This window comes from Bacillus sp. LR_5 (assembly GCF_042709275.1).
Genome location: NZ_JAVAXX010000243.1, coordinates 1 through 9,763 on the forward strand (window position 1 = coordinate 1; position 9,763 = coordinate 9,763).

A 9,763-nucleotide genomic window follows, 5' to 3' on the forward strand; every position below is an offset into this window, starting at 1 on the left:
TTTGCTGTTTGAGGTGTAAGAAAAAAGCCAGAGCTTTGAAAAAGGTTCTGGCTTTTTTTCTATTCCGAGGGGGGATGAGAGATGAAATCACAATTAAGAAAAAAGACGCTGGAGGCACTGTCTGCTTTATCAAATGAAGATATTCTTCAAAAAACGGAACGTATGTATAAGTACTTGTTTTCTCTGCCGGAGTGGCAAAATGCCCGCACCATTGCCGTCACTATTTCCAGAGGATTAGAGATACCGACGCGTCCTGTCATTGAGCAGGCTTGGGAAGAAGGGAAACAAGTTTGCATCCCAAAATGCCATCCGGACACGAAGAAAATGCAATTTCGCACATATCAGACTGATGATCAGCTCGAAACCGTGTACGCCGGACTGCTCGAGCCGGTAATTGAAAAAACAAAAGAAGTAAACCCATCACAAATTGACTTGATGATCGTTCCGGGTGTTTGTTTTGATGTTAACGGGTTTAGGGTCGGCTTTGGAGGCGGCTATTATGATCGCTATTTAAGTGAATATGAAGGGAAGACAGTCTCTTTGCTTTTGGAGTGCCAGTTGTTTGCGCACGTACCCCGTCTGCCGCATGACATCCCGGTACATAAGCTGATAACAGAGGGTCGGATTATTTCTTGTTTTTCATAACTTTCCTGTCCCTTATTCGAGAATAAATAAGGTAGAATAACAAACCCTATTGGCAGGAGGGATATCATGAAAAAACTTTTGATATATGCCATTTTCGCGGTTTCTGCCGTCATGTTTTATCAAAATCGCTACCGTCTTATGAATACTGTACTCAGCCAGCCAGGAATCAGGCGGTCTTTTATCCATTTGTTTTTAAGAATTCCATTTATCCGCAATAAGTTTATACAGCAAGCTTTCTAAAATCCCGTGAAAAACGGGATTTTTTGCTTTCAGTAGGCGTTTCGGAGCGCCAGCTGTTATAATGAAAAAAAACTATTGGAGCGGTAAACATGTTTTTGCTGGAGTATACATATTGGAAAATTGCGGCGCACCTGGTGAATAGCGGGTATGGCGTCATACAAGCCGGTGAGTCAGATGAAATATGGCTGGAAGCGCCGGACAAGTCCTCTCATGATCTAGTTCGTCTTTATAAGCACGATCTTGATTTCCGTCAAGAAATGGTTAGAGACATCGAAGAGCAGGCCGAACGAGTAGAACGAGTCAGACATCAATTGGGCAGACGAAGGATGAAGCTGCTGAATGTGTTTTTTTCAACGGAAGCCCCTGTTGATGACTGGGAAGAGATTGCAAAAAAAACTTTTGAGAAGGGAACTGTGTCAGTTGAGCCGGCGATCGTTAGAGGAACGATGCTTCGAGATGATCTTCAAGCGGTTTTTCCATCATTTCGTACAGAAGATTGTTCAGAGGAACACGCTTCGTTTGAAAACGCGCAAATGGCGCGAGAACGCTTCCTTTCGCTAGTGCTGAAACAAGAAGAACAGAGAAAAACTGAAGCGGCGGTTTTTCAAAACGGAAAACCGACTTTTACATATTTATTTATTGCGTTTCAGATCCTGATGTTTTTCTTGCTCGAAATAAACGGGGGCAGCACAAATACGGAGACGCTGGTCGCTTTTGGAGCAAAAGAAAACAGCCTGATTGCACAAGGAGAATGGTGGCGGCTTCTGACACCGATCGTGCTTCACATCGGCATAGCGCATTTAGCTTTTAATACGCTGGCTTTATGGTCGGTTGGTACAGCGGTTGAGCGGATGTATGGATCGGGCAGGTTTTTGCTGATTTATCTGGCTGCTGGCATTACGGGTTCGATTGCGAGTTTTGTGTTCAGCCCGTATCCATCGGCAGGGGCATCAGGAGCCATATTCGGATGCTTAGGCGCATTACTGTATGTTGCTTTGTCTAATCGAAAAATGTTTTTAAGAACCATAGGAACCAATATTATTGTCATTATTATCATCAATCTGGGCTTTGGTTTTGCGGTTTCGAATATTGATAATTCAGGACATATCGGCGGCTTGATTGGCGGCTTTTTCGCTGCAGCGGCATTGGGGTTGCCCGAAGCCAGAGCCTTTGGAAAAAGATTGTTGTCAGCGGTTTTGCTGATTGCTTTGGCTGGCGGATTTTTATATTACGGATTGCATTCGCCTTCACACCAGGAGTCAGCGCTGATTCAGCAGGCAAGCGAGCTGTATCAGGAAGGAAAGTATGAAGAAGTAACGGAATTGCTGAACGGAGAAGCAGCGCAAAAAGATGCCTCTGCCGATCTTTTGAAAATTCTTGCTGTATCTGATATTAAAATCGGCGAATATGATCAGGCGGTTTTCCATTTGGAACGAGCAGTGAAAAAAGAACCTAAAGACCATGCCTCATATTACTATTTAGCCTTATTGTATGCGGAAAAAAATGAGCTTGCACAAGCAGAAAAGGCCATCAGGCTGGCTTTAAAATTGGAGCCGAAGGAGCAGCGCTACAAGGAGCTGCAGCAACAAATTGAAAACAATAAAGAATCATAAAGGTGGAATACGGAAAGGAGGCTGGCTTTTTTGTCAGCGTTTTCTTCTTGACTGACCGCTTCCTTATGAATACGCTTATGATAGTTAAGTTCAAGAAATGGTGAGGAAAATGAATACATTTTATGATGTGCAGCAGCTGTTAAAAACGTTTGGCCACATTGTTTATTTTGGAGACAGAGAGCTTGAAATTGAGTTTATGCTGGATGAATTAAAGGAATTATACATGAACCACATGATTGAAAAGGAGCAGTGGGCCAGAGCGGCAGCTGTCCTTCGAAAAGAATTGGAACAAACAAAAAACGGAAGAGATTTTTATAAAGGCTAAGGTGATAAAAATGGACGAGATATGGTTTGCGGGCATTGACCTGGGAGGAACGACGATTAAACTCGCTTTTATTAATCAATATGGCGAAATTCAGCATAAGTGGGAAGTTCCGACTGATAAAACCGGCGACACGATTACTGTCACAATTGCAAAAACAATCGACAGCAAGCTGGATGAGCTGCAAAAACCGAAGCACATCATCAAATACATCGGAATGGGTGCACCAGGCCCTGTAGATATGGCGGCAGGAGTGGTTTATGAAACAGTAAATCTAGGGTGGAAAAATTATGCTTTGAAAAACCATCTGGAGACAGAAACCGGCATCCCAGCTGTTATAGAAAATGACGCGAATATTGCTGCGCTCGGGGAAATGTGGAAGGGAGCGGGTGATGGCGCAAAAGACGTCATTCTCGTGACGCTTGGCACAGGAGTTGGCGGCGGCATCATTGCAAATGGTGAAATTGTACATGGTATAAATGGCGCCGGCGGAGAAATCGGCCATATTTGCAGCATCCCTGAAGGCGGAGCGCCCTGCAACTGCGGCAAAACGGGCTGTATCGAAACAATTGCGTCAGCAACCGGAATTGTAAGAATTGCAAAAGAAAAAATAGCAAATGCTAAAAAGACGACACGTTTAAAAGCAACCGAACAATTGTCAGCGCGGGATGTGTTTGAAGCGGCGGGTGAAAATGATGAAATTGCCCTTGAGGTGGTTGATTATGTAGCCAAGCATCTTGGTTTGGTGCTCGGAAATTTGGCAAGCTCGCTTAATCCATCCAAAATCGTTCTTGGCGGCGGCGTATCGAGAGCCGGAGAACTGCTGAGATCAAAAGTCGAGAAAACATTCCGCAAATGCGCGTTTCCGCGGGCAGCCCAAGCTGCTGATATTTCAATCGCAGCACTTGGAAATGATGCCGGCGTTATCGGAGGCGCTTGGATCGCTAAAAATGAATGGCTGAAACATCAAAATTGTTAAAATTGTGTAAATGAAATTGATTTTTTGTTGTGCTCAGGTTAAGATTTAATTTGATGTGTTAATGAGAATGTTGGGAATAGACTGATTTTTTTGAGCGTGCTGCATAGGAGGTTGAAATGCGAAAAACGTTTTTTTCGAAGATTTCATTTATGCTGATTGCCATTTTATTGATGTGGCTGAAAACGTATGCTGTTTACAAAACCAGTTTTCATATTAAAATCGACAATCTAACACAGGAATTTATTCTGTTTATCAACCCATTGAGTTTTTTGTTGCTTATTTTTGGCCTCAGCCTGTTTTTAAAAGGCAAAAACAGAAATCGCTACATTATCGCGATGAGCTGTCTTGTCACGTTTGTATTGCTGGCAAATATGGTTTTTTACCGTTTTTACAATGATTTCTTAACAATCCCTGTTCTTTTTCAAACGAGCAATATGGGTGATCTCGGAAGCAGCATCGGAACACTTCTTGAGCCGACAGACCTCCTATTAGCTGTAGATATTGCGGTTTTAATATGGCTTCACATCCGGCAAAAAGCTTTTCAATCGGACATTCCCTCAACGAAAAATGAACGGGCGGCTTATTTTTTGTTCGTTGCTTCTGTTTATTTCTTCAACCTGGGCTTGTCTGAGGCGGAAAGACCTCAGCTATTGACACGCTCATTTGACAGAGAAATGCTTGTTAAAAACATTAGCCTGTTTAATTTTCATATTTACGATGGCGTTCTTCAGTCAAAGCAATCCGCACAGAGAGCGTTGGCAGACAGCAACAGCCTGACGGAGATTGAAAACTACGTAACCGCTAATGTGAAGGATGCCAACAAACGCTTATTCGGCGCTGCAAAAGGAAGGAACGTCATTCTCGTATCCTTAGAGTCGACGCAAAGCTTCGTGATTAATGAAAAATTGAATGGAGAAGAAATCACGCCTTTTCTGAATGACTTTATAAAACAGAGCTACAACTTTAATAATGTTTACCACCAAACAGGCCAGGGGAAAACCTCGGATTCTGAATTTATCGTGGACAATTCACTGTATCCGCTTGGACGAGGTGCCGTATTTTTTACGAATGCGGGCAATCAATATATGGCCGCTCCTGAAATTTTGAAAAACAGCGGATACTATTCAGCGGTGCTCCACGCTAATAATAAGAGCTTTTGGAATCGTGATTTAATGTACGACTCATTTGGATATGATTCGTTTTTTGATATTAACTCGTATGATGTAACTGACGAAAATTCAGTCGGCTGGGGACTTAAGGATAAAGAATTTTTTGAGCAGTCTTCAGAGCTGATGAAAAATCTGCCTCAGCCGTTTTACTCGAGGCTGATTACACTGACGAACCACTTCCCGTTTGATCTTGATGAAGAGGACCAATTGATTGATGAATATGATTCAAGCAGCCAGACGCTAAATAAATATTTTCCGACAGTGCGTTATCAGGATGAGGCGCTGAAACGGTTTATCGAAAAGCTGAAGGAAGACGGGTTATACGACAACTCTGTTATTGTATTATATGGTGACCATTATGGTATATCAGAAAACCATAATGAAGCGATGGGGCAGTTTTTAGGAAAAGAAATAACCCCATTTGAAGAGGTACAGCTCCAAAAAGTGCCGCTGGTCATTCATATTCCGGGTATTACTGATAAAAAGCCGCAAACCATTGAAACAGTAGGCGGGCAGATTGATATCAGGCCGACGCTGATGAATCTTTTAGGGATTGATACGAAAGATCAAATTCAATTCGGCAACGATCTGCTTTCAGACGAAAAACTGGACTTCACGGTGCTCCGGGACGGGAGCTTTATCACAGATCAGGTTGTTTATACAGACGGTGCGTGTTATGACAAAGAGACGGGAAAACCGTTAGAAGAGACAAAACAATGTGAAGCATTTGCTGATAAAGCAAAACAGGAGCTATCACTTTCTGATGAAATCATTTATGGGGATTTGTTGCGATTTTATGACCAGAAAAGGCTGGACAATTCGTCAAAGCGGAAAGAAAAACAAATGCTTGATCAGGCATCATAATCACAATGTCTCCCGCATTGAAGTGAGCGGGAGGCTTTCTTTTTTTAAATACGCTGTCATATAGTAACAAAAAAGGGGGATGATGATGGCGTTTATTACTGTGAAACCTGAGATCAAGAACAATTTGGCCAATGTGGCGAAAGAACTGAAGATAGACGAGGAATTGCTTAAAAGTGCAAATCGCTCCGCACAAAAACATCAATTGTATTGCCCTGGTTATGTGATAGAGGAGCATAGCGGCAAAGAGCTTCAAACCATTCAGGACATAAAGCGCTTTTTACAGCCTCGGCAGCTGAAACTTTCAGATAGCTGGATTGAGCAAGAGAAAATCTATGATGATTCAGCTGTTGAAAAGGAAATAAAGAAGATTATTGATGTTTTTCCGTTTGTCTCATGCCGGGAAATTGGCCGTTCTGTACTCGGCAGGCCTATCTGGGAGCTGAAGGCTGGTGGGGAGCATGCCGTAAAAAAGGTCCATATGAACGCGTCATTTCATGCGAATGAGTGGATTACAACGTCTGTCCTGCTAAAATGGTTTAAGGAATACTGTATGTCATTATGCTGCAATTCGCCTTTCTTTGGCTTTTCTCCCATAAAGCTGTTTAACAGCACATCCTTATCCCTCGTTCCTCTTGTCAATCCGGATGGCGTTGATCTTGTTTTAAACGGATCAGAAGTCATGGGAGCCAGAAGAGATGAACTCGAAAGGCTAAATGAACATCGTCCAAATTTTAATGAATGGAAGGCGAATATAAACGGGGTTGATTTAAATAAACAATTTCCATCATTATGGGAAATTGAAAAATACCGAAAACCGACAGCACCCAGCTACCGCGATTTTCCGGGAATCTCTCCGCTTACGGAGCCGGAATCTATTGCGATGTACCGGCTGATCACGGAGAATCCGCCTGACAGACTGCTGGCTCTTCATACTCAAGGAGAAGAAATTTATTGGGGCTATAAAGGCCTTGAGCCTGAGGAATCTGCTGCCGTCATAAAGGATTTTGAGGAGTTAAGCGGGAACATTTATAAGGGAGTAAGGGATATAGATAGCTATGCTGGATTTCGTGACTGGTTTATTCACCATTATTTTAAGGAAGGGTATACGGTGGAACTTGGAAAAGGCCAAAATCCTTTGCCGTTTCAGCAGTTTTCACACATATATAACGCCACAAGCGGTATCTTGTGGAGGGCGTTATTTTTTCATGAGTAACTGAAACTTTTTCTTTTTTCTGCCGAAGCAAATATGAGAGAATAAAGATGATCGGAGGGGAATGCTGATGAGATCAGTTTGTTTTATTCTGCTGGCGGTATTGCTGTTTAGTTTATCGGCATGCGAACCATCTCATCAGCAGCAAAAACAGGCATCGGCGGCAAAAGATGAGAAAAAAGACATCATACCGCTTTCCGCGGAAAAAGCGGATGGGGTGGAAGGCTGGCTGAATAACAGCACAATATTATATACTGCGTCTAATCCGACGAAAACAGAGCTTTTTGCGTACCGCATCTTTACAGGCAAAGCGAAAAAGCTCTATCAAACGGATGGTCAAATCGTTGATGTTCAAATCAATGCGAGGGAGCAGATGATTCTGCTGCAAATCACACATAGCCAAAAGACGGCAGTGGTTTTGCTTAATGCAGAAGGAGAGACGCTTTACGAAAAAGATTACGAAACGTATGAGCTTGAAGCTGCTTGGAATCAGTATGATCCTTATCAAATGATGGTGACGGAATTCAATGAAAACTGGGATTTCCATACATATCAGGTGAATGCTAAAAAAGACGAATCTTTCTTAAGCCCAGTACAGGTTCCGTTCATTCATTGGACATCCAAAAATACATTTGATTATGTAAAAGAGGGAAGAGACGATAAAACAGGGCCTTTATATACGTTCGATACAGCTTCTAAGACGGAACAGAAGCTTGAGGATAACGTTCTATTCTTCGATTCTTTCCATCAAATGAGTTTTACTGTCAAATCAGCTTCCGGAGGAAAAGGGACGTATCAGTTTAAAACGCCGCAATCAACATCACCTGTTACAGCGAAATGGCCGCTCCAAGCGAAATATACAAGTTTGGCTCCAATGGAGTATGACTATGATGAAGCAGGAAGCCTGTTTTATACATTCAAACAAAGCGGCGATGCATATAAGCTCGCAGCAATCAATGTAGCATCGGGAGAGACAAAAGATCTTGTGTCTCTGCGGGAAATGGAGCCGATTCAAATATCTCCGAACGGGAAATATGCGTTATACGGCTTTCATTTTGAGCAAATTATTTTATTGAAATCACATGAAACGAAGCAACTCATCATTGATCAAAAGGAGATGGAATAACGATGGCTATCGCAGATGTAACCATTATCCCAATCGGTACGGAAACACCCAGTGTCAGTGCTTACGTAGCCGATGTGCAAAAGATATTAGAAGGATATCAAGCAGAAGGGAAAATCAAATATCAGCTGACACCGATGAATACGCTGATCGAGGGAGAACTCAGTGACCTTTTTGCAGTCATTCAGGCAATTCACGAAGCGCCATTTCAAAAAGGATTGCACAGAGTGGCAACGAATATCCGTATCGATGACAGGCGTGACAAAAAAACGACGCTTGAGAGCAAAATAGAAAGTGTCAATAAACATTTACAGCCATAAAAATAAACCTGTATCCGATCGGATACAGGTTTTAATGTGCGGTTGGATACCCGCTGTTTATTACGGTCATCACGGTAAACCATCCAAAGACAAATAAGGTGGCACCGGCTAATAAAAACCCGAGTATATTTTTATTTCTAACAGAACGCAAGACTCCCCATAAAGCGAAAAGAGCGACAAGGCCGAAAATCACGACAAGTAACATAACACAGCCCCCTTTACATTGAAAAACCTGCAATTCTTTCCAGTTTTATTCTACCTGTTTTTTATAGGTTTGTCGATAGCGTTTTCATTGCGATTGTTTGAATCTTTTTTAAAAAACCCTCATAATAAGAGCATAAAAAAGAAAGAGGTGATAATAGTGAAATGGAGACGAATGCCAGTAGGGCCGATTCAAGCGAACGCATATTTTCTCATCAATGATGATCAATGCCTGATTTTTGATCCGGGCGGCGAGGGACATAAAATCAATCAATACATAAAAGAAAAAGGGCTGACGCCTTTAGCCATTTTGCTTACACATGCCCATTTTGACCATATTGGGGCGCTTGATGAAGTGAGAGAAAAATGGGATATCCCTGTTTACCTGCATCAAAATGAAAAAAATTGGCTTACGGACGCTTCTTTAAACGGCTCCGGCATGCTGCGAGGGATAGAAGTAACAGCTAAGCCTGCAGATCATCTAATTGAAGGCGACGGTGAGTTGAATATCGGGCCGTTTCATTTGGAAACATTATTTACGCCGGGACATTCACCAGGCAGTGTGTCTTACTACGTGAAAGATGCAGACTTGGTTATCTCCGGAGATGTCTTGTTCCAAGGCGGTATAGGACGTACGGATTTAATAGGCGGCAATCAAGAGACGCTGCTGACGTCCATTCATGAAAAACTGCTTACACTTCCGGAACACACGCTGGTGTTAAGCGGCCATGGACCTGAAACAGACGTACTGACTGAGCAGGACCAAAATCCGTTTTTAAATGGGTTTTCATTGTAAAAAAAGAGACAAACCGATAAGGTTTGTCTCTTTCTGCATTTAATGGCCTCCGCCGCCGGGCACCATAATAAAAATTGAGTAATATGTAAAGCCGGCGAAGAAAATTGTTAAATAAGCGCCAAAAATATAAATATACATGCGTTCGGTTAAGTTCAAATACGATAGAAACACAAATAAGATCGTCTGTCCAAAAAATAAAAGGGAAGCATCTTTCATATCACCTAAATAAAACATGACTGCAAAAATTCCCGTCCAAAATCCTAACACCCGGAACATGCGAT

Annotated in this window: 12 protein-coding genes; 10 read left to right on the forward strand and 2 right to left on the reverse strand. The window is 42.3% G+C overall.

Annotated elements, in window-relative coordinates:
• Nucleotides 1–81 precede the first annotated feature (81 nt).
• The 9 genes from RAC86_RS29765 to RAC86_RS29805 all read left to right on the forward strand — a co-directional run bounded on the left by RAC86_RS29765 (nt 82) and on the right by RAC86_RS29805 (nt 8,485).
• Nucleotides 82–645: a 5-formyltetrahydrofolate cyclo-ligase gene (locus tag RAC86_RS29765; RefSeq protein ID WP_377886344.1), complete on the forward strand. Its 564-nt coding sequence runs from the start codon at nt 82–84 to the stop codon at nt 643–645.
• Between the two features lie 66 nt (nt 646–711).
• Nucleotides 712–885, forward strand: coding sequence for a hypothetical protein (locus tag RAC86_RS29770; protein ID WP_003230126.1), 174 nt, complete (start codon nt 712–714; stop codon nt 883–885).
• Nucleotides 886–974: 89 nt separating this feature from the next.
• Entirely contained in the window at nt 975–2,498 is a 1,524-nt protein-coding gene (gene yqgP, locus RAC86_RS29775; RefSeq protein WP_377886345.1) for a rhomboid protease YqgP, read from the forward strand.
• Nucleotides 2,499–2,607: 109 nt separating this feature from the next.
• Nucleotides 2,608–2,823, forward strand: a complete 216-nt coding sequence (locus RAC86_RS29780; RefSeq protein WP_004399107.1) for a YqgQ family protein — start codon at nt 2,608–2,610, stop codon at nt 2,821–2,823.
• A 10-nt stretch (nt 2,824–2,833) separates the two neighbouring features.
• The gene (gene glcK / locus RAC86_RS29785; protein WP_003230132.1) at nt 2,834–3,799 is read left to right on the forward strand and encodes a glucose kinase GlcK; all 966 of its coding nucleotides are present in this window, start codon (nt 2,834–2,836) and stop codon (nt 3,797–3,799) included.
• A gap of 116 nt (nt 3,800–3,915) precedes the next feature.
• Nucleotides 3,916–5,832, forward strand: a complete 1,917-nt coding sequence (locus RAC86_RS29790) for an LTA synthase family protein (protein ID WP_015251707.1) — start codon at nt 3,916–3,918, stop codon at nt 5,830–5,832.
• An 82-nt stretch (nt 5,833–5,914) separates the two neighbouring features.
• On the forward strand, nt 5,915–7,045 hold the full coding sequence (locus RAC86_RS29795; RefSeq protein ID WP_015251708.1) for a M14 family metallopeptidase: 1,131 nt from the start codon (nt 5,915–5,917) through the stop codon (nt 7,043–7,045).
• A gap of 67 nt (nt 7,046–7,112) precedes the next feature.
• On the forward strand, nt 7,113–8,168 hold the full coding sequence (locus RAC86_RS29800; RefSeq protein WP_029726714.1) for a YqgU-like beta propeller domain-containing protein: 1,056 nt from the start codon (nt 7,113–7,115) through the stop codon (nt 8,166–8,168).
• A gap of 2 nt (nt 8,169–8,170) precedes the next feature.
• The gene (locus tag RAC86_RS29805; protein ID WP_003230139.1) at nt 8,171–8,485 is read left to right on the forward strand and encodes an MTH1187 family thiamine-binding protein; all 315 of its coding nucleotides are present in this window, start codon (nt 8,171–8,173) and stop codon (nt 8,483–8,485) included.
• A gap of 31 nt (nt 8,486–8,516) precedes the next feature.
• Here RAC86_RS29805 and RAC86_RS29810 read toward each other — a convergent pair whose 3' ends face one another.
• Nucleotides 8,517–8,690: a DUF2759 domain-containing protein gene (locus tag RAC86_RS29810; protein WP_003230141.1), complete on the reverse strand. Its 174-nt coding sequence runs from the start codon at nt 8,688–8,690 to the stop codon at nt 8,517–8,519.
• A 156-nt stretch (nt 8,691–8,846) separates the two neighbouring features.
• Between RAC86_RS29810 and RAC86_RS29815 the strand changes: the two genes are divergently transcribed.
• Complete coding sequence (locus RAC86_RS29815; RefSeq protein ID WP_029726715.1) at nt 8,847–9,482, forward strand: MBL fold metallo-hydrolase; 636 nt, start codon at nt 8,847–8,849, stop codon at nt 9,480–9,482.
• A 39-nt stretch (nt 9,483–9,521) separates the two neighbouring features.
• Here RAC86_RS29815 and RAC86_RS29820 read toward each other — a convergent pair.
• Nucleotides 9,522–9,763 (reverse strand): DUF2626 domain-containing protein (locus RAC86_RS29820; protein WP_377886346.1); only part of this gene is annotated, 242 nt, incomplete at its 5' end.